Raw genomic sequence first — 20269 nt, 5'->3', positions numbered from 1 at the left:
GCAAGTTAGATCACATAAAAAAGAGTCAACCGTTAATGGCTGACTCTTATAGTTATAGCGATAAAACGCCAATTTTGCTAACTAAAACTCTTTATAGTTTCGGTACTTAACTTTGAAGAAGATGATATAAAACACTGGAACAATGATCAGAGTCAGCATGGTTGCTACCCCTAAACCGAACATGACTACCGCAGCAAGCGACTCAAAGAAAGCGTCGGTTAACAGCGGCAACACACCTAAAATCGTGGTTATGGCGGCCATACAAACAGGTCGCACACGACTCACCGTTGAGTTAAACACGGCTTCAAAGGTTTCTATTCCTTCGTTGATGTCAGTGTTAATTTGATCCAATAAAACAATCCCGTTTTTCAGTAGCATGCCCGATAAGCTGAGCATGCCTAACAACGCCATAAAGCTAAATGGTTTATCAAGGATTAATAATCCAGATGTAATACCAATAATAGCTAATGGTACACAAGCCCAGATAACCAGGGGTTTTCTTACCGAATTAAACAAGAACACGGTAATCAAAAACATGAATAAAAAGCCTAATGGCAAGGTCGCAAATAATGACTCTTGTGCATCTGTCGATGATTCATATTCCCCTCCCCATTGCAGCTCATACCCTACTGGTAACTCGAGAGCCTCTACTTTAGGTTTGATTTTGGCAAACAGTTCAGCTGGGAGAATGCCGTATTCAAAATCGGTATCGGCAAATACAGTTAAGGTACGTTTTCGATCCCGACGTTGAATTATAGGATCTTCAAACTTCACCTCAAAACCATCAACCACTTGTTGCAGAGGTACAAAGGCACTTAGCGCTGGGCTCCAAATACGAATACTCTCTAACGATTCGATATCAATGCGCTCATCTTCAGGTAAGCGACCGATAATCGGCAGCAAGGTGGTGCCTTCACGGTAAACCCCGATTTGTAAGCCTGTAAACGAAAATTTTAATGCCTCATCGACTTCACTTTTTACAATACCTAGACGACGAGCTTGGGTTTCATTAAACCGTGGGGCAATGTATTTCACCCGCTCACGCCAGTCGTGACGTACATTGACTGTGGCTGGTGTAGCATTAAATATCTCCATCACTTGCGCTGCAATACTACGCAATACATCAGGATCGGCGCCGCTGATCCTCGCTTCGATTTTGGCATCCGTTGATGGACCAATTTCTAAGCGCTTAAATTTAAGCTGCGCTTGCGGATAACTGCGCTCTACGTCCCTGCGAAAGGTCACCATCACATCAGATAAGGTTTCAAAATCTGATGTTCTTAATGCAATTTGCGCATAGGATGCGTAGTTTTTCTCAGGCGAATAAGTCAATAAGAAACGAGGAAAACCTTTACCTATGGTAGATGCCACGTACTCGACATTATCAAGGTTAAACGCGATGGCTTCCATCCCTTCAACGACGGTTTGAGTTTCACGAATATCGGTCCCTTCTGGCATCCACACATCGACTAAAAATATAGGTGTGGTAGACGGTGGGAAAAACGATTGCTTAACGTAAGCAAAGCCATAAATAGAGGCGCAAAACGCGATAACAACGGCAATAACACTGACCCAACGAAAGCGCATACACACATCAAGTAGTGCCTTGTAATACATGAAGAAGGCACCGCCATACGGATCTTTTGGTTCACCTTCCACTTTTTCAGCTTCCGAGCCAAAAAATAATTGCGCGAAAAATGGCGTAATCGTGATCGCAGTAATCCAAGATAAAAACAGCGAAAACAGTAATACCCAAAATAACGACCCTGCAAATTCACCGGTCGAATCTGGCGAGAGCCCAATGGGTGCAAAAGCTGTAATCGCAATGACAGTTGCGCCAAGTAATGGCCACATTGTTTGTTTAACGATGCCTTGAGCTGCCTCTAGGGTTGTTTGTCCACGTTGCCGACCGATGAGTATGCCTTCAACAATCACAATGGCATTATCCACCAGCATCCCTAAGGCAATAATTAATGCCCCGAGGGAGATACGTTGCAGTTCAATCTCTGCCTGCAACATCAGCATAAAGGTGCCCAAACAGGTTAAAAATAGGATTAATCCAATTAATATCCCTGATTTAAAGCCCATAAATACCAGCAATACCCCTACAACAATCACCACTGCTGCAATGAGGTTCCACACAAAGCTGCCGACGGAGGCATCAACTTCATTAGGCTGGTTGTACATGGTTTCAATCACCATACCTGCAGGGCGCACGCTTTCAATGCTGGCAAGTTTTGCGTCAATGGCTTTACCCACCTCAACAACATTGACCCCAGTCGAAAACGATATACCTATGTTGATGGCGTCATGCTGATTAAACTTGAGTAAATTGGTCGGGATATTTTGAAAACCACGAGAAACAGTAGCGACATCTTTTAAATAAATTAACTTGTCACCTTGGGTACCGGGAATGATTAACTCTTCAAGCTCACTGACAGACTTAAAGCCGCCACTGGTACGAATTTTTAAATTATCGGCAGATACCCGAATATTACCCGCATCTGACACCATGTTTTGCGAGTTAAGTAGATTTTGAATCAATGAGGGGTCGATGTTAGAACTCGCCGCTTTGTTAAGCGACATTTCAACAAACACCTGCTCTTGCTGGTTCCCTGCCAATGACACTTTACCGACACCTGGTACCAATTCGAGCTCACGTTTTACATAGTCGACGTAATCGAGAATATCTCGATAGCTGTAGTCCGTGCCGCTCACCATCAACATGATGCCGTACACATCGCCAAAATCATCATTGACGATAGGCGCTTGTACTCCTGGCGGTAAACTTGATGACATGTCGTTGACTTTACGGCGCAGTTCATCCCATATTTGTGGCAATTCTTCAGGGCCATAGATGTTCTTCATGGTTACCGTAATTTGCGACATACCCGAGGTACTGAGTGAGCGAATATAGTCGACATAGGGCAATGCTTGAATTGCCTTTTCAATTGGGTAGGTGACTTCTTCTTCCACCTCTGTGGACGTTGCACCAGGATATAAGGTGACAACCACAGCATCTTTAATGGTAAAAGGCGGATCTTCCAATTGGCCTAGTCCAGTAAATGCCATCAAACCACCAATAAGCAGTATTAAGGTAAACATCCAACTGATCACAGTATTTTTAACAAAGTAGCCTGCTATATTCATTACACACTTTCCCTTGTATCAGTTGAGTGATTGGCGTTATTAAGGAGTACTTTTGGATACCGAGTCATCATGCTCCCTCCTCTAATAACTGTACTTGCTGGCCTTTAACTAAACGGGCTGCGCCTGTTGTGATAATGGTTTGGCCATCATCAAGGCCACTGATAACTTCAATTTCATCACCGACAATAACCCCCAGTGTTACTGGTTGATACTGAATCGAATTATCGGCAGCGTTGTAAAGCCAAACACCACTATTTTGTGCATCAATATCACTACCATCTTGCATAACAACCGCTTCGATTGGCACTAAATATTCTCGATGATAGGTGTAAGTCATGTCGCTCAAGTTAACTTGTACTTTTGCAGGCATGCCTTCTAACACTTTATATTTGGGGTCTAAGTCCACTGCAATGGTGGCAATATAAGTTGATGTGGTGGGATCTTTTTCGGTGTTGACCTCTAATAAACGGCCGTTAAATTGAGTATTAGGAAAAGCCTCAAAGCTGACATTCAACTTGGCTTGATTCTCTCTGTCTTCTTGCTTTTTTGAAACAGCAATCAGCATATCTGGAATTTGCACATCCACTTCTATACGCTCAACTTTTTGAATACTGAGTACAGATACACCCGGCTGCACATTTTCAAAAGACTCTAAAAATACATCACTGACAATCCCTGAAAATGGCGCGCGTAATTCTGTGTATTGCAGGTTTAACTCAGCTTGGCGCTCTTCTGCTTTGGCCACTAAATATTGGGCATTCATTTCATCGTAGTCAGATTGTGCCATTAACTTGCTTTCAACTAACTGCTTGCCTCGTTGGGCCTGTTTATAACTGACTTCTAAACGTGCTTGACGATCGCTTAGGGCAATGGTGTAGTCACGTTTTTCAAGTACGGCGAGTAACTCACCTTTTTCGACCGACTTACCTTTTGTTGCTGGTATACGCTCTATTCGCCCCTCAACTCTAAAAGACAGGTTCGTTAAATCTTGCGCTCTAGCCACACCATTAAATTCACGCATCACTTCATTATTAGCATGAGGCAAGGTATAAGTTTTCACTAATGTTTTTGTTGGCTCAATGTCTACAGTGCGCTCACAGGCGGATAAGCCCAATAGGCCTAAGGCAACGACCCCTAGACGATTAATGATGGAACTCATTCTAGAATGTTGAATCCGTTGCATATTATAAGCCTCGCTCTTTAATCCACTTCACCGCTGCTTGGCCATCTTTAAGCTCAGCGGCTCCTGCGACGACGAGCCAATCACCATCATTTAGCCCTGACATCATTCGAGTTCCCTGTAAGGTAACAGGTACCTTTTTGACTCGTTGCTGAGTCGGTGACCAAGTAAATACATAGGCTTGTTGGTTTTCTTTGACCACTGCGCCTTTAGGGATTTTCGGATGGGCATCGGCCGTTCTTGCGGGCAACTTAACTTTAACTCGTGCTGACATGCCAGGTAGAACATTCAGTTCATCTGGCATTGGTAAAGTTAATATAATGGTGTAACTACTGGTTGTAGGGTCGGCAACGGTATTAAGCTCTTTTAAGCGAGCGACATACCATTGATCGCGGCTATCAAACTTAACTTCTATGTTGTCTATATCTTCTAAGCCTTTATCAGATTTTTGTAAAAAACCTATAAATTGCTCTGGCAATTGGAAACTAATATCTGCAGATGCATCAGTTCGAATCCCCATGACTTCTTCTTGTGCTTGGACAAACTCAAACTCACGCTTACTGCGTTTAGAAATCACCCCTTGATAGGGGGCACGCAACTTAGTGTAGGTCACATCGGTTTTGGCTTTATCCAGTGCAGCTTGAGCTACGGTGAAATCACTTTTAGCTTGGTCATAATCGTTACGTGATACCACCCCTTGCTCAACCAAAGACTCATTGCGCTCAAACAACACTTTAGCTAACTCGAATTGTGCTTGCGCCATGGCTAAGTGTTGCTGATAAATATCACTATCGAGTGTGGCTAATATATCTCCTGGTTCAACGGCATCTCCAGGTCTAACAAAAATTTCAGCAATTTCACCTGAGACTCGAAATGACAATGCCGCTTTTTCTGAGGCTTTAACTTCGCCAGGTAAAAAGCGCTCACGGTATTCAGAGCCCACATCAACTTGCAGCACTTTGACTGGACGAGGGATATCACGACTAGTGGCTTCACTGCCTTCTTCTGCGTTGGCAACACTGAGTAAAACACTGGAAATTATCGAGGGGAATATAACTAAAAAAGAACTAAACTGGCTGAGTTTCTTCATGTTTTGTTCCGTCAAAAGTGAGCAATTAGTACGATACTAACATTCAATGACACCCCATAATAGGTGCACTAGAGCACAAAAAAGATCTAACTTGTGACAGTCGACGTATTAATTTTTAACCCAAACAGGCAGAGGTGCACTATGGAGTTACGAATTTTTTACGATAGCGCTTGTCCATTATGTTCTAACGAAATGGCGCAACTAAAGAAGCACGATCGATTACACAAAATTGAATTGGCTGATTTAAACCAAGACAATTTCGAAGAAAAATACCCCCATATTGATTTATCTGTGGCCAATAACATCCTGCATGCAGAAACAAATGACGGCACAATTCTAACGGGGTTAGATGTGACAGCTAAAGCTTGGGCATTAACAGGTAAGCATAAGTGGATTCAATTATTACGCTTACCTTGTGTTAAACCTTTTGCTGATATCGCTTATCGTGGATTTGCGAAAAATCGCTACCAAATTTCTTATCTACTCACCGGACAGCAACGTTGTGAAGACGGTAGCTGTAAGTTGAAGTAGCCTATGGATATCTGTCGTGTTCAAGCCGTTAACACTGCCATTGTTATTGGCGCATCTTCAGGTATTGCAAAAGCGATTGTCACCGAGCTCGCTGATAATGCTGAGATTGAGCAAATCATTACCATCAGTCAAAAAGAATTGGTTTTTAATGTTAGCAATAACATTCATCACCACATCTGCTGCGATTACACCATGAATGGCTTTGGTAATAACGCCAGTAATGACGCTAACGAAAACATAGTAAGGGTGTGCCTTGCTCTATCATCAATTAAAGGGCATATCAGCAAGGTGTTTATTTGTAATGGCAGATTGCATTCATTAAACAATCAAATGTCAGTCCATACACATAATCCACAGGCCTCAAAGAGTCCAGAAAATCAACAAATTGAGCCATCAACTGTTTTATCGCCAGAAAAGCGCCTTGAAGATATTACCCCAGCTTCTATGCTGTCAGTCTTTCAATCCAACACATTAGTGCCAATGATGTGGCTTCAACATCTCGTTAAACTCGTAAACGGCAAGCAAGCATGCATCATCAGTGTGTTGAGTGCCAGAGTTGGCAGTATCAGTGAAAATCAGTTAGGAGGCTGGTATAGCTACAGAGCATCAAAAGCGGCATTGAATATGTTAATAAAAACCAGTGCGATTGAATATGCACGCCGAGCTAAAAATACAAAATTGATCGCGTTTCACCCCGGTACAACCGATACCGAGTTATCTAAACCTTTTCAGGCCAACGTTCCCGAAGGGAAATTGTTCACCGCAGGCTTCGTCGCCCAGCAATTACTCACGATTCACCAAGGTATTGAATTTAACAACCAAGCAGAGTTTCTTGATTGGCAAGGTCAAACAGTGCAATGGTAACTGCAGATTACAGACACAAAAAAGCGAAGCCTAGGCTTCGCTTTTTGTCGTAAACGATGAGCTTACTTAACGAATTCAACACCTAGGTCGATATCGCCTTTTAACGTATCAAGCATTGCATCACGTGCGTTTGCTTCAAATGCGCTTACTTCACCGTATGGAAGTACTTTTTCTACGCCGTTTTTACCTAATACAACAGGTTGTGCGAAGAATTCAGCGTGCTCGCTGCCGCCATCTACGTATGCACATTCAACCACGTTTGCTTCACCTTGTAGGCCGCGAACTAATGATAGACCGAAACGACATGCCGCTTGACCCATTGAAAGTGTCGCACTACCACCACCGGCTTTAGCTTCAACAACTTCTGTACCCGCGTTTTGGATGCGAGTTGTAAGTGAAGCAACTTCTTCATCAGTAAAGCTTACGCCTTCAACTTGTGAAAGAAGTGGAAGAATAGTCACACCACTGTGGCCGCCGATAACGTTAATGTTAACATCAGCAACGTTTAGGCCTTTAAGCTCAGCGATGAAAGTTTCAGAACGAATAACATCAAGTGTCGTCACACCGAATAAACGATTCTTATCGTAAACACCCGCTTTTTTAAGTACTTCAGCTGCAATAGCAACTGTTGTATTTACTGGGTTAGTGATCACACCAATTAATGCTTTAGGGCAAGTCGCAGCGACTTTTTCAATAAGGTTACGTACGATACCCGCATTGATGTTAAATAGATCTGAACGATCCATGCCAGGCTTACGTGCAACACCAGCAGAAATAAGAACAACATCAGCGTCAACTAGCGCAGGCGTTGGATCTTCACCAGCAAAACCAGCCACTTCAACATCTGTTGGGATGTGGCTTAAATCGACAGCAACACCAGGTGTTACAGGAGCAATGTCATACAGAGACAACTTTGAGCCTGCAGGAAGTTGAGTTTTTAATAGTAAAGCTAGGGCCTGGCCGATACCGCCAGCAGCACCAAGTACAGCTACTTTCATAATTATCTCCAATAACGTTCTTATGTTTGACTTCTAAGTTTATGATTCTCAGTCTGTGACATAGATCATATTTCTTGTGGCGTCACATTACTGCATCAGCGAGACAATTTCAATTATCCCTTAGTGGAGTAAAGCAATTAACTTATTCTATGATATATATATCAATAATCCCTGATTTAGCACTTACACTGTAAAGTGAATTTTTATTCACCGATTTAGCTTATTTCTTGACTTGTGACGTTTATATATTCAAAATGAACCCGTTTTGTGAATATATTGTATTCAATTTAAAAATTACTATAAGACGAAAAAAAATATGCCAGCGACCAAGAATCAGGATGAACTCGTTAAAACGTTTAAGTCGATATTAAAGGAAGAACGCTTTGGTAGCCAAAGTGAGATCGTCAACGCACTACAAGCAGAAGGTTTTGGCAACATAAACCAATCTAAAGTATCGCGCATGCTCAGTAAGTTTGGCGCGGTGCGAACTCGAAATGCTAAGCAAGAAATGGTGTACTGTTTGCCCGCTGAATTAGGTGTACCGACAGCAGGTAGCCCAGTTAAAAACTTAGTATTAGATGTTGATCATAACCAAGCTATGATTGTAGTGCGTACCAGTCCAGGTGCAGCACAACTCATCGCGCGATTACTTGATTCAATAGGTAAGCCTGAAGGCATTTTAGGTACCATTGCTGGTGACGACACGATCTTCATTTGTCCATCAAGCATTAAAACCATCGATGATACGCTAGAAACGGTTAAATCACTGTTTAACTACAGCGAGTAAAACAAGCGTCATGTTGAGTCTGTAGTACGGACGAAAACCCAATAAAAAAGCAATGCCTTGGCATTGCTTTTTTTGGTTTTAATCTACCCAAGCTTACAAGAACGCGTATTTTGCAAAATTAGTCGTTAGCAAACTGCGCTAAAAAATCTAATGATGGCGCAAAGAATGATGACCCTGTCAGCGCTTTAGTAAACTGCATGAGGTGGTCGTGATTACCATGACCGTCACCATAAATCATGCTGCGTAGCATTTCTTCAAAATGAGTTGGATTATGGCAGGTCGAGATAAACATCAACCCTTGCTCTCTTAACGAGCCAAAAGGCATGCTCTGACGTAAAATCTCCATCGACTTACCATCTGCATCTTTTAAATTAACTCGCTTGATATGGCTGGTTAATGGCTTATCTTCAGAAGCGTATTCAATATCATCTTGCTTAGTACGGCCAATGATATCTTCTTGTTTCTTCTGCGGTAGGCGATTCCATTTACTCAAGTTATGGGCATATTTTTGCACATGAACATAACTACCGCCTTTAAATGAAATATCCTCATCAGCCACTAAAGCAACTTCTTGACGGCTACGCCCTTTCGGGTTTTCTGTACCATCGACAAAGCCAGTTAAGTCACGGCTGTCCATAAATCTAAAGCCACGTTCTTCTTCAATTAACTCAACCAAACCTTCAAACATTTGGCTAATTTCATTGGCAACTAAATGCAAAATGTCATAACGATCGCAGCGGATATGCATGAATAAGTCGTATTCGATTGCTGGTGCATCTCGATTACCTTCATTCATCGCAGGAAAAGGGCGTAATTGAGCAGGTCTTTGTCCGTCAAAAATGGTATCCCAATAATTCGCACCAATAGCAACAAAGCCATTAAATGCACTATCTGCATATTGATCAGATAATTCATAAATATATTGGGCTACATTGGCTAAACATGGACGAAGCTGATCTTCGACACCATCATTTGCATTAAACATCAAATAGACGCTATGCAGATTTCCTTCAGCACAAATCCCTAACTGTTCGCGAGGCATATTCTGTGTTTCCATGTTGGAATCAATCACCTTTAACAATAATAAGATATAAAGAGTTTAAGGCAATTGAGCAATTTATTCCTTACTGCTCTATGCAATATTTAATCAATTTAGACTTAGGTCACTAAAAAATCACTAGCGGATGCGCTGATATGGACAAATTAACTTTCTGGCCTAATGTCAGTTCGGTTAACTGACTTCTCACTTCGAGCGTCTGTTGACCTACTTTAACCCAATAATGACAAATTGTACCCAGAAAACGTCGCTCGACAATTTCACCTTGCCCCTGTGCTGCAGGTTGAATCTCGATTTGCTGCGGCCTGAGAAGTAATTGCCCCTGAGTATTAACCACGTTTTTTATCAGGCTAGTGCTTTCTATTAAGCCTAATATGGAGGCGACTTGCGTGGCGCTTTTAATGGTGACAGTAATGTAGTTACCTTCACCAAGAAACTCTGCAACGTAACGATCGTTTGGCTCACCGTACAAGTCTTCTGCAATACCATGCTGAACAATTCCGCCTTCTTTAAACAAAGCCAGTTTATCTGCAAATACAAACGCTTCATCTTTACTGTGGGTTACAAAAACTGCACTGACATTACGCTGCTTTAAGATCTGTCTGATTTCCAGCATCATCTCACTACGCACTTGAGAATCGATATTAGAAAAAGGCTCATCGAGAAGTAAAATCTCGGGTTGATACGCTAAGGCTCTGGCAATCGAAACACGTTGTTGCTGGCCACCTGATAACTCATGAGGATAACGTTTCCCTAAGCCTTCAAGCTTAACTAAAGCGAGCATATCCTCAAGGCGGTCTTGGCGATCTTTTTCAGATAACCCCTTAACGCCAAACAAAATATTATCACTGACGGTTAAATGGGGAAACAATGCATAATCTTGAAAAATCATCCCAATACCACGCTTTTCGCTGGGAACAAATACGCCATCAGCACTTAGCGATTGACCATTTATGATAATTTCACCTTCACTGATCGCTTGAAGACCAGCAATAGCACGTAATAACGTGGTTTTACCGCAGCCACTAGGCCCTAACAGCGCAACGATTTCTCCCTGCTCTAAGGTTAGGTTGAGCCCATTAAGTATGACCTGCCCTTGGTAGTCACTTTTAACATTTTTAATGGTCAGTGTGGACATATTAGCTCTCTTGCTCCAGCGAACGATTAAGGTAAATCAATGGGATAAGTCCAACGATTACGATGACAATTGCAGCCAAAGCACCATGCTCTAGTTGCTCATCAGAAACAAACTGAAAAACATGAGTCGCAAGGTTTTCAAAACCGATAGGACGCAATAGTAACGCTGCTGGCAGCTCTTTCATGCTTTCAATAAATACTAACAGTGCTCCTGCAAATATGCCTTTACGTAACAAAGGTAAATGCACACGCCATAGCAGCTGTCTTGGGGTTTGCCCCATAGTAATACTTGCCATATCTAACGAAGGAGACATTCGCTTATAGCTATTTTCGATACTGCCAATTGAAATCGCCACAAAGCGAACGCAAAAAGCAAAGATAAGCGCAATGACACTGCCCGTAAATAATAAGCCAGGTCCTCTGCTATCAAAGTAGGCATAAACATCATTAATGGCAAAATCGAGATAAGTCAGTGGAACCAAAACGCCAATTGCCAGTACCGTGCCAGGTATTGCATAACCCGTGCTGCTTAATCGTGAAGGTAGCAAATCACTTTTACGTGGGCTAACACGGCGAACAAACATCATAATTAATGCCAGTACAACGCAGATAAAGCTCACTACGGCTGCGATATATAAACTATTAAAACTGTATTGCCAAAAGCGGCTATTCCAGCTTTCATCAAAATAGTCGATTGCATAGCCTGCAAGCACCATAAAAGGTAATAAAAATGCCAATACAATCAATAAAGCGCAGTAAGCAAATGAGCTCCAAGCTTTAAAGCCTGTTAAATAATAACGGTCTGACTCTGTCAGTTTTGATTGCTTTTGAAATAACTCTTGTTTACGGCGAGCAAAGCGCTCTACCCCTACCATGGCAAAAATCACCAACAACATGATTGCCGAAAGTTTTGCTGCGGCAGATAAGCTGCCATAGCCAAGCCAAGTATCATAAACCGCAGTCGTTAACGTCGGCACAGCAAAGTAACTTACCGTGGCAAAATCAGCAGCGGTTTCCATTGCCACTAACGCCATTCCCACCGCTAAGGCTGGCCTTGCCATGGGTAAACCTAAGCGCCAAAAGCTTTGCCAAGGATTGCAGCCCATAATGCGAGAGGCATGTAATAAGCTAGACGATTGCTCCATAAAGGCTGTGCGGGCTAACAGGTAAATATATGGAAATAACACTAAAGACAGCATGATAGCTGCGCCTGTTAGCGTACGAATATCGGGGAAGTAATAATCTTGTGGGGATGACCAACCAAAGACTTGCCTTAACATACGTTGCACAGGTCCAGCATAATCAAGCATGTCGGTATAAACATACGCGACGATATAGGCAGGCATTGCTAAAGGTAGCAGTAGTGCCCATTGGAAATAGCGCCGTCCAGGAAAATCACAACGTGCTACGAGCCAAGCCGCAGGCACAGCGATGAGCAAAGAGCCGATGCAAACCTGTAGCATGAGTAACAAGCTATTGCTGATATAGGTTGGTAAAACAGTATCAAATAAATGACTAAATACTGCTTCGTCAGGAATTGTTGCTTGTACTATAAGTGCAAAAAGCGGCAATATTAATATTGCCGCAATCGCATAACCAGTGAGCGACCAGCTTCTGGTTAAGCCTAAAATCATAAATACATTCCAGTTAGCACCGCATAATGACTATGCGGTGAAATGCTGCATTCTTATAGGTCAAATTTAACTTCATCAAGTAGTTTAACAGCTGCTTGATGATTTTCTGCTAGCTTGTAAATCGGAAGGTCATCAGCTTTAAAACTTCCCCAAGATGCAACCATTTCAGAAGGTGCAACATCCGCTTTTACTGGATATTCCATATTCACTTCTGCATAAGATTTTTGCGCAACATCAGATGATAAAAATTCCATTAATTTTATAGCATTATCTTTGTTCGGTGCAAACTTAGCGAGAGCCATACCTGAAACATTGATGTGTGAACCGCGATTCTTTTGATTCGGGAAGTTAATGTAAACCGCATCAGCCCAGCTCTTTTGCTTAGGATCTGTCAACATTTTACCAAAGTAATAGCTGTTACCAATGGCCACATCACATAAGCCTTCTTTAACCGCTTTCACTTGCGCGCGGTCATTTCCTTGAGGTTTACGTGCTAGATTAGCTTTTACGCCTTCAAGCCAAGTCTTAGTTTCAGCTTCACCATGGTGAGCAATCATTGAAGCAACTAGCGCAATATTATAAGGATGCTTGAAACTACGAGTACAAATCTTACCTTTGTACTGTTCTGATGCTAAATCTTCATAGTTTAGATCGAGCTTACCCACACGATCTTTTGAAGAGTAAACATTACGAACACGCATGGTTAACGCATACCAGTCATTGTCTGGAGAACGATATTGCTCAGGGATATTGCTGCTTAACGTATCGCTTTTAACGTCAACAACTAAATCTTTTTCAACCAATTCCATTAAACGTGAAAAATCTGATGTAAGCACAACATCAGCAGGAGAAAGACGACCTTCACGGGCAATACGCTCAGCAATGCCATCTTTAGCAAATACGACGTTGACCTTAATGCCAGTGTCTTTAGTAAATTGTTCTAAAATCGGCTCAACAAGAAACGCTTGTCGATAAGAATATACAGTAAGATCATCTGCTGCTTGTGCTGCGATAGAACCCATTGAAGATACAGCTGCAAGACCTAACAGCGCAAAACTCTTTAACGATTTCATTCCAATTTCTCCTTGCCCTTACGGCGCTTTTTATTATTGCAAAAACCTGATTTAAGCACTTTTCTTAACCAATAATTAAAATGTTACTTATATTGCATTAGGTTATCACCCATGGAAATGATAATAATTATCAATTGCGGAAAGGATAATAGATCGGCGCTTTTTGAGCAAGTATTCTTTAAAGATTACTGACTGTATTATTTGGAATAAGTAAGTTAATTAGTGAGTAAAACAAGGGTTTTTGAAGGCTGTATTAAGGATAAATACAGCCTCTAATAGTGAGCGAAAAATAACCGTTATCAACGCAGGCTACCACTGCGTCTTACCAGTATTTCTCTACCGTAATTTGCCCAGGAGCTCGGCGTAAGTTCTTAACTAATCCTTTTTCAGTTAACGTTGATTGCGCATCCACAATCATTTCAGGATTACCACAAATTAACACTTGAGAGTTATCGGCACTAAGCGCGATGCCTGCTGTTTGTTCAATTAACCCACTTTGAAGGCCATCGGGAATTCGACAAGACAACCCCTCGGGATAATGCTCTCGTGTCACTGACGGTATAAAAATAAATTGCTGCGGGTACTTTTGTTGTAACGCCTTAATTTGCGGTAAATAAGCTAAATCTTCGATTAACCGAACGCCATAAACCAGCACCACTTTTTCAAAACGTTGCCATGGCTCATCAGTTTCCATCATTGAAATGAAAGGCCCTACTGCAGTACCTGTTGCCAAAAACCAAAGATGCGGTCCTTGTATTGCCCCTGTGGGAATTTCTTCAAGCGTCATAAAGCCTGCCGCTTTGGTGCTGACTTCGATTTGCTCTCCTACTTTTAATGCTTGTAAATCTGGCGATAACTGACCATCTTCAACTGCGACGGCAAGCACTTCGATATAAGGTTTTCCTGGCGGATTGACCAGTGAATAAGCTCTTGCGATACGTTTTTCATCCCGAATTTGGCTGAGCTTGATAAATTGCCCAGCTATAAATGGCTCAACATCGGCTTCGATGCGTAACGAAAACAATTTATCGTTCCATTCAATACGTTCAATAACAGTACCTGTTGTCCACATAAGCTGTTCCTTAGAAAATCAGTTCTCTATGTCAATTCGCTAACTTTATGCGCTAATTCTATGTTAGTTGCTCGCTTTCTACGTCCGCTTGTGTTGCCGTCTCTTGCTTGAAGGTTTCAAGCCCAGCTTGTATCAAGCTATAGGTTTTATCCACGCCAGCTTCAATGTCACCTTCAAATACATTCAGACCAGTTAAAATCTCAGTGGCCTCACTAAAACCTTGATCAATTGCACCAGAAATAATGTCCATAAAGCTATCTAATTGCTCATTAAACGCCATGCCACTGTTTTGCTGCTGGTGCACCGAAAAAAAGTTAGTCGCAAAACTGACTATACGCTCTGCAGTGGCTTCTGGCGAATAATCCACTTCATTTTCAGCATTTTTTTGAATGACATTTTCGCCTAAGGTTGGAGCCAATTCACTGTTAATTGAATCAATAGCTGCTCGATAAAGAAGTGCCATGGATTTATCGCCAGATTGAATACTCACTTGTTCTTGCGCAGCCAAAATACTGCTATTTTTTAAATCCCTACTTATCTCGCTGATTGATGCTTTGCTCCCAGAGACATCGTTATTGCTGGGAATATCTTTAGCACCAGCACTAGGCTGTTGATTTTTAGCAGCCTGAGCATTTAGCTGCGTTGGGTTATAAATTTCCATCAGTGTATCCTCATAATCACTTTTACAATGGGTATCAACCTTTGGTATACCGATGTCAAAAATGATGTGATAAAACCAAAAACGCTTGCGAGTTTATCGACCAAAAAACCTGCAGCTTTATGGTGGCGAGTTATTATTTCCATTTGTCGCTATCGGTACCTTTAAATTACCTAGAACAAAAACCGACCTTCATTCATAATGATGATAGTCAAAAAATAAACAATTTAGCGAATATCAATCACTAATAACTGTTATCTACTCAATATCAATCGATCATTTTTAAGGAACAAAAATGCAGCCACATTGGTTTATCGTCGGATTAGAGATATTTACAGGGTTATTTCTCGCCTGTATTGCCATTTTATTTATCTCAGTGATTTATATGTACATCGCAGATAAATTACAGACTAAACAAGCTATTCGTCACAATTACCCCGTAATAGGTCGATTTAGATATTTGTTTGAGAAACAAGGTGAGTTTTTCAGGCAATACTTTTTTGCTCAAGATAGAGAAGAGTTGCCTTTCAATCGTGCTGAGCGTAGCTGGGTATATCGCGCCGCAAAAGATGTCGATCGCACCATCTCATTTGGCTCAACCCAAGTGCACGACAAAACTGGCACGGTAATGTTTCTTAATGCCGCATTTCCTAAATATGATTCAGATGAACATCAAGACAGCATTATTACTGTAGGTGAGCACTGTAAAACCCCGTATAGGACAGCAACAGTTTGCCACATTTCTGCGATGAGCTTTGGTGCATTATCTCGCCCTGCCGTTACGGCATTATCCCATGGTGCAGCACAAGCTGGTTGCTGGCTTAATACTGGCGAAGGAGGCTTAAGCGAGCATCACCTTAAAGGCAACTGTGATTTAGTATTTCAAATCGGTACTGCTAAATATGGCGTACGTGATGAGCAAGGAAAACTTGATGATGACAAGCTCCGTAACATTGCAGCCCATGACAACGTCAAAATGTTTGAGATTAAACTAAGCCAAGGTGCAAAACCTGGTAAAGGCGGCATTTTACCTGGCGTTAAAGTCACTGAAGAAATTGCCACTATCAGAGGGATCCCGGTAGGGCAAGATTCCATTAGTCCTAATGGCCATGCTGAGTTTAATAGCGTCGTGGATATTATTGACATGATTTGCCATGTTCGTGACATCACAGGAAAGCCCACAGGCATAAAAGCTGTGCTTGGTGATGAACAGTGGTTAATAGACTTATGTGAAGAAATAAAACACCGAGGCATTGAGAGTGCACCAGACTTTTTTACCCTTGATAGCGCTGAAGGCGGAACAGGCGCCGCGCCTCAAGCATTAATGGATCATGTCGGCTTAACGATTAAAGAAAGCTTGCCTATAGTCATCAATCTGTTTAAACAAAAAGGATTGAAGCAACGAATCAAAGTGATTGCTAGCGGCAAAATGATATTGCCCTCTCAGGTTGCGTGGGCCTTGGCGACAGGTGCCGATTTTATTGCCTCAGCACGGGGAAATATGTTCGCACTAGGCTGCATACAAGCTTTACAGTGTAATAAAGATACTTGTCCAACCGGCATCACTACCCATAATAAGCATCTTCAACAAGGGTTAGATCCCCATAACAAATCTGCAAGGGTGGCGAATTATAATCGATCTTTGCATCATGACTTGAAAATTATTGCCCATTCATGTGGAGTAAGTGAAGCAAGACAGTTAACACGGCACCACGCCAGAATTGTCACAGAGCGCGGTATATCGGTGTCATTGGACAAATTTTATCAACAGTATTGAGTACATTGATCGCAAACTAAGTCGTAACCTAATAGATAATCACTGTAGAATGATAAACTTAAGCAACACTGCGGCTCATTAGAAAAAACTATTAGACCAATTGCTAATATATTGACAAGGTAATACTTTGAACTATCTTTAGATTAAGTATAAAATTGTGACGTAAACCACACTTTTAATCACGTTAAGCATATTGGCGAAGGGATATAGATTTGAAAGAGACAAATTCAATCATGGCACATAATGATACCCATAAAGCAATGTCATTAACTTGTACCAATTGTGAGCGCCTTTCAGAAATCGAAGGTGAAAAAGTCTGCTTCGATCATGGCAAGATTACTCGTCTAACGGAATTAAATACTAGCGATGCAATAATAAAAATGGTGTGTAACAGTTGGTCTAAAAACAGCTAACCCGACTCAGTTTATCCAATAAAAAAGCAATCATTATGATTGCTTTTTTATTGGATAAATACCATTCACTTTGCCTTTCATTAAGGCATAAAGTGCCATTAGACTAAGATATCGGCTGCGCTATCATCCGCTTTTAATAAACTGTCTTCGCTTTCATTGTCATTAATTTTAGCTAATGTCAGTCCACGGGTTGTCACAATTAATCCTGCACATAGTTCATCATAAACAGCCTGCAGTTCATCTTGGTTCATTTCTCGCTTTTCAAGCGTAGCCATAATCGCAAACCAATCGGTGGTCACTTTATGTTGTGTCCCCTCTAGGGCTGCTATTAAAGAAATGTTTTGCACTAACGACCTCCATACTTAGGCTTAATTACCCGATAATTCCCTATTTACCTAAACGATCTCAATCCTTTCCAGGCAATTAAAGTTAATTATACACAAAAACTGCACTTTCAAAGAGAGAAAACACACACAAGCATGCGATCAATGTGTGATAGTTTGCTCATTTTGGATTCGCCATAACTTTGCATACACGCCATTTTGCGATAATAACGCTTTATGCGTCCCCTGTTCTGCAATTCGGCCTTCACTTAACACCACGATTTTATCAGCATCAACAATCGTAGATAACCTATGAGCGACCACCAAACTGGTGTGTCCTTTTGCCGCCACTTTTAGGGCAGATAAAATGGCTTGCTCAGATTGGCTATCTAGTGATGACGTTGCTTCATCAAACACTAAAATGGGGGCTGCTTTTAGAATAGCTCGGGCAATGGAGACTCTTTGTTTCTCACCGCCTGATAACTTCAAGCCTCGCTCCCCAACTTTAGTTTGCCATTTTTGGGGTAATGACTCGATGAAATCAGTCAGGTTAGCCAAGTGTACCGCCTCTTTGAGCGCTTCATCAGTTGCTGTTGGCTGGCCGTAAAGAATATTGTTATAGATGGTGTCATTAAACAGCACTGTATCTTGTGGCACGATGGCGATTGATTGACGCAGTGCCTGCTGAGTTAACTGTCTAATATCTTGCCCATCAATGGTTATTAAGCCACTATCAACGTCATAAAACCGAAATAGCAGCTTTATCAGGGTAGATTTACCCGCGCCACTTTCTCCTACAACAGCCACTTTTTGACCTGCTGGAATGCTAAAACTGACATCTTTTAGGATCGGCCGCTCATCATAGTTAAAGCAAATATGATTAAACGCTAGTTCACCTTGAGTTGGCGTCACATTAGACGCTGACGGAATATCTTGGATGGCTGGTACTTTATCTAACAAAGAAAACATTCGCTCAATATTAGCTAGTGCACCTCGAATCTCTCGATAAACAAAACCTAAAAAATTAAGTGGGATAAACAGCTGCATCATAAATGCGTTAATTAATACGAAATCACCTAATGTCATATTGCCTTCAGTCACTTCATAGGCAGCAAGCCCCATCATAGCTGTCATCGCGACCGCAATTATCAGTGCTTGGCCAGCGTTTAAAGCAAATAGCGATAACCTGTTTTTACGTTTGGCGACTTCCCATTGATCCAATGCTTCATCGTAACGCTGTGATTCATAGCGCTCATTATTGAAATACTTAACCGTTTCATAGTTAAGTAAACTATCAACTGCCCGTGTATTGGATAATGAATCTGCATTGGCAGCATCACGAACAAAACCGGTACGCCACTCAGTCGCCACTATTGAATAGCCAATATACGCAACGACCGCAATCAAAGTGATTAACGCAAAACCGATTCCATAGTTAATAAAAAAGATAATGATGACCAGACTGATTTCTAGCAAGGTCGGAACAATATTGAACACCATAAAGCGCATCAAAAAGCTAACACCACTGGTGCCACGCTCTATGTCCCGAGACAATCCACCTGTCCGCCTATCTAAATGGAAATCCAAGTCAAGACGATGCAGATGCTCAAATACCGCTAAACCTAGGCGCCGAATTGCACGTTCAGTGACTCGGCCAAATAACGTATCTCGAATTTCACCAATGATGACATTAAGAAACCTAACCGAGCCATAAGCCAACACCAAAGCAATTGGCACGGCCACGATTGTTGCCGTTTTTTGAGCATCTAAGCTATCAACCAAATCTTTTAAAATAAACGGTAGGCCCACACTGGCAAGTTTGGCAACAACAAGACATAACATTGCCAGAAAAATACGCCCTTTGAACTCGAATAAGTAAGGCCACAATAGCCCCACAACTTTCCAGTTAAGTTTGCCAACAGGGCCATCAAAATATAAAGAGGGTCTCATTAAATTTCACCATAGGGAGGGAATAAAAGCACAATGCAACAATTTCAGTTAAGCAAGACATTAAGTTCTACATAACGTTAACACTATAACGGCTTTACATAGCTTATTTAAAATCAAAAAAGCACGATAAAAATTGCATGATTTTACGGCATTATATCGGTAAGATATCCGATAAATAATACTTTAGAATTACTTTTGCTTTTTTTGACTAGTCTAAAAGACTATTTTTTTAGAAAAAAACGCAGATTTAGCTAATTTTGGCTTGTTTCTAGTTCTGAAACGAAAAAGAATTTGGTACTCTTTATTTGATTCTTTTTGGCATTTATTACCAGCCATTAACATTTTTTCCCAGCTCAAAGGAAGTAACATGTTAGACGCAACAAAAGTTCAGCACCCACCATTACAACTAATACAAACTTGGGTATGGATGATGATCGAATCAGGTAACCCTGAGCTACAAGACAAAGGAAGAAACAACCTCATCTCGGCATTTGGAAGCCTAGCTAAAGCAAACGAATATTTAGCAAATACCAATAAATAAGGCGCCTCTCAGCGCCTTTTTTATCAAATCAGTG

The 20269-nt window shown here is 41.5% G+C and carries 18 protein-coding genes; 6 read left to right on the top strand and 12 right to left on the bottom strand.

Annotated features, from left to right (window positions below):
• Nucleotides 1-81: 81 nt before the first annotated feature.
• The 3 genes from A9267_RS15775 to A9267_RS15765 all read right to left on the bottom strand — a co-directional run bounded on the left by A9267_RS15775 (nucleotide 82) and on the right by A9267_RS15765 (nucleotide 5420).
• On the bottom strand, nucleotides 82-3150 hold the full coding sequence (locus A9267_RS15775) for an efflux RND transporter permease subunit (protein ID WP_065109845.1): 3069 nt from the start codon (nucleotides 3148-3150) through the stop codon (nucleotides 82-84).
• Between the two features lie 67 nt (nucleotides 3151-3217).
• On the bottom strand, nucleotides 3218-4333 hold the full coding sequence (locus A9267_RS15770) for an efflux RND transporter periplasmic adaptor subunit (RefSeq protein ID WP_231919183.1): 1116 nt from the start codon (nucleotides 4331-4333) through the stop codon (nucleotides 3218-3220).
• 1 nt (nucleotide 4334) lies between these two features.
• Nucleotides 4335-5420: an efflux RND transporter periplasmic adaptor subunit gene (locus tag A9267_RS15765; protein WP_055022599.1), complete on the bottom strand. Its 1086-nt coding sequence runs from the start codon at nucleotides 5418-5420 to the stop codon at nucleotides 4335-4337.
• 141 nt (nucleotides 5421-5561) lie between these two features.
• Here A9267_RS15765 and A9267_RS15760 point away from each other — a divergent pair, with 141 nt between their 5' ends.
• Nucleotides 5562-5951, top strand: a complete 390-nt coding sequence (locus A9267_RS15760; protein ID WP_065109844.1) for a thiol-disulfide oxidoreductase DCC family protein — start codon at nucleotides 5562-5564, stop codon at nucleotides 5949-5951.
• A 3-nt stretch (nucleotides 5952-5954) separates the two neighbouring features.
• On the top strand, nucleotides 5955-6815 hold the full coding sequence (locus tag A9267_RS15755; protein WP_065109843.1) for an SDR family NAD(P)-dependent oxidoreductase: 861 nt from the start codon (nucleotides 5955-5957) through the stop codon (nucleotides 6813-6815).
• 62 nt (nucleotides 6816-6877) lie between these two features.
• Here the strand turns inward: A9267_RS15755 and mdh are convergent, their stop codons facing one another.
• Nucleotides 6878-7813, bottom strand: a complete 936-nt coding sequence (gene mdh / locus A9267_RS15750; protein ID WP_055022602.1) for a malate dehydrogenase — start codon at nucleotides 7811-7813, stop codon at nucleotides 6878-6880.
• A 316-nt stretch (nucleotides 7814-8129) separates the two neighbouring features.
• On the opposite strand from mdh, the gene argR reads away from it, so the two are divergent.
• Nucleotides 8130-8600, top strand: a complete 471-nt coding sequence (gene argR / locus A9267_RS15745) for a transcriptional regulator ArgR (RefSeq protein WP_055022603.1) — start codon at nucleotides 8130-8132, stop codon at nucleotides 8598-8600.
• Nucleotides 8601-8718: 118 nt separating this feature from the next.
• On the opposite strand, the gene A9267_RS15740 is transcribed toward argR, so the two are convergent.
• From A9267_RS15740 to A9267_RS15715, 6 genes are all read right to left on the bottom strand, one after another.
• The gene (locus A9267_RS15740) at nucleotides 8719-9657 is read right to left on the bottom strand and encodes a Dyp-type peroxidase (RefSeq protein ID WP_055022604.1); all 939 of its coding nucleotides are present in this window, start codon (nucleotides 9655-9657) and stop codon (nucleotides 8719-8721) included.
• Nucleotides 9658-9766: 109 nt separating this feature from the next.
• Nucleotides 9767-10795, bottom strand: a complete 1029-nt coding sequence (locus A9267_RS15735) for an ABC transporter ATP-binding protein (RefSeq protein WP_065109842.1) — start codon at nucleotides 10793-10795, stop codon at nucleotides 9767-9769.
• A gap of 1 nt (nucleotide 10796) precedes the next feature.
• A complete protein-coding gene (locus A9267_RS15730; protein WP_065109841.1) occupies nucleotides 10797-12428 on the bottom strand; it encodes an ABC transporter permease in 1632 nt (543 codons plus the stop codon).
• Nucleotides 12429-12481: 53 nt separating this feature from the next.
• A complete protein-coding gene (locus A9267_RS15725; RefSeq protein WP_065109840.1) occupies nucleotides 12482-13501 on the bottom strand; it encodes a Fe(3+) ABC transporter substrate-binding protein in 1020 nt (339 codons plus the stop codon).
• Nucleotides 13502-13823: 322 nt separating this feature from the next.
• Nucleotides 13824-14573 carry a ferredoxin--NADP reductase gene (locus A9267_RS15720; protein ID WP_055022608.1) on the bottom strand — a complete coding sequence of 250 codons (750 nt, stop codon included), beginning with the start codon at nucleotides 14571-14573 and terminating at the stop codon, nucleotides 13824-13826.
• A gap of 58 nt (nucleotides 14574-14631) precedes the next feature.
• Nucleotides 14632-15234: a DUF5610 domain-containing protein gene (locus A9267_RS15715; protein WP_065109839.1), complete on the bottom strand. Its 603-nt coding sequence runs from the start codon at nucleotides 15232-15234 to the stop codon at nucleotides 14632-14634.
• Between the two features lie 292 nt (nucleotides 15235-15526).
• Between A9267_RS15715 and A9267_RS15710 the strand changes: the two genes are divergently transcribed.
• Both A9267_RS15710 and A9267_RS15705 read left to right on the top strand, forming a co-directional pair.
• Nucleotides 15527-17008 carry an FMN-binding glutamate synthase family protein gene (locus tag A9267_RS15710; RefSeq protein ID WP_065109838.1) on the top strand — a complete coding sequence of 494 codons (1482 nt, stop codon included), beginning with the start codon at nucleotides 15527-15529 and terminating at the stop codon, nucleotides 17006-17008.
• A gap of 212 nt (nucleotides 17009-17220) precedes the next feature.
• Nucleotides 17221-17421 (top strand): hypothetical protein, encoded by a 201-nt coding sequence (locus A9267_RS15705; protein ID WP_231919181.1) that lies wholly within the window; start codon nucleotides 17221-17223, stop codon nucleotides 17419-17421.
• 98 nt (nucleotides 17422-17519) lie between these two features.
• Here A9267_RS15705 and A9267_RS15700 read toward each other — a convergent pair whose 3' ends face one another.
• Complete coding sequence (locus tag A9267_RS15700; RefSeq protein ID WP_055022612.1) at nucleotides 17520-17768, bottom strand: hypothetical protein; 249 nt, start codon at nucleotides 17766-17768, stop codon at nucleotides 17520-17522.
• Between the two features lie 138 nt (nucleotides 17769-17906).
• Nucleotides 17907-19694 carry an ABCB family ABC transporter ATP-binding protein/permease gene (locus A9267_RS15695; RefSeq protein ID WP_065109837.1) on the bottom strand — a complete coding sequence of 596 codons (1788 nt, stop codon included), beginning with the start codon at nucleotides 19692-19694 and terminating at the stop codon, nucleotides 17907-17909.
• Nucleotides 19695-20061: 367 nt separating this feature from the next.
• Here A9267_RS15695 and A9267_RS21820 point away from each other — a divergent pair, with 367 nt between their 5' ends.
• Nucleotides 20062-20235 carry a hypothetical protein gene (locus A9267_RS21820; RefSeq protein WP_119967651.1) on the top strand — a complete coding sequence of 58 codons (174 nt, stop codon included), beginning with the start codon at nucleotides 20062-20064 and terminating at the stop codon, nucleotides 20233-20235.
• Nucleotides 20236-20269: the final 34 nt, after the last annotated feature.

Source organism: Shewanella sp. UCD-FRSSP16_17, from assembly GCF_001675935.1.
Lineage (GTDB): Bacteria > Pseudomonadota > Gammaproteobacteria > Enterobacterales > Shewanellaceae > Shewanella > Shewanella japonica.
The sequence above is the reverse complement of the archived record's forward strand: the minus strand, read 5'-3'. Positions and strand labels throughout refer to the sequence as shown.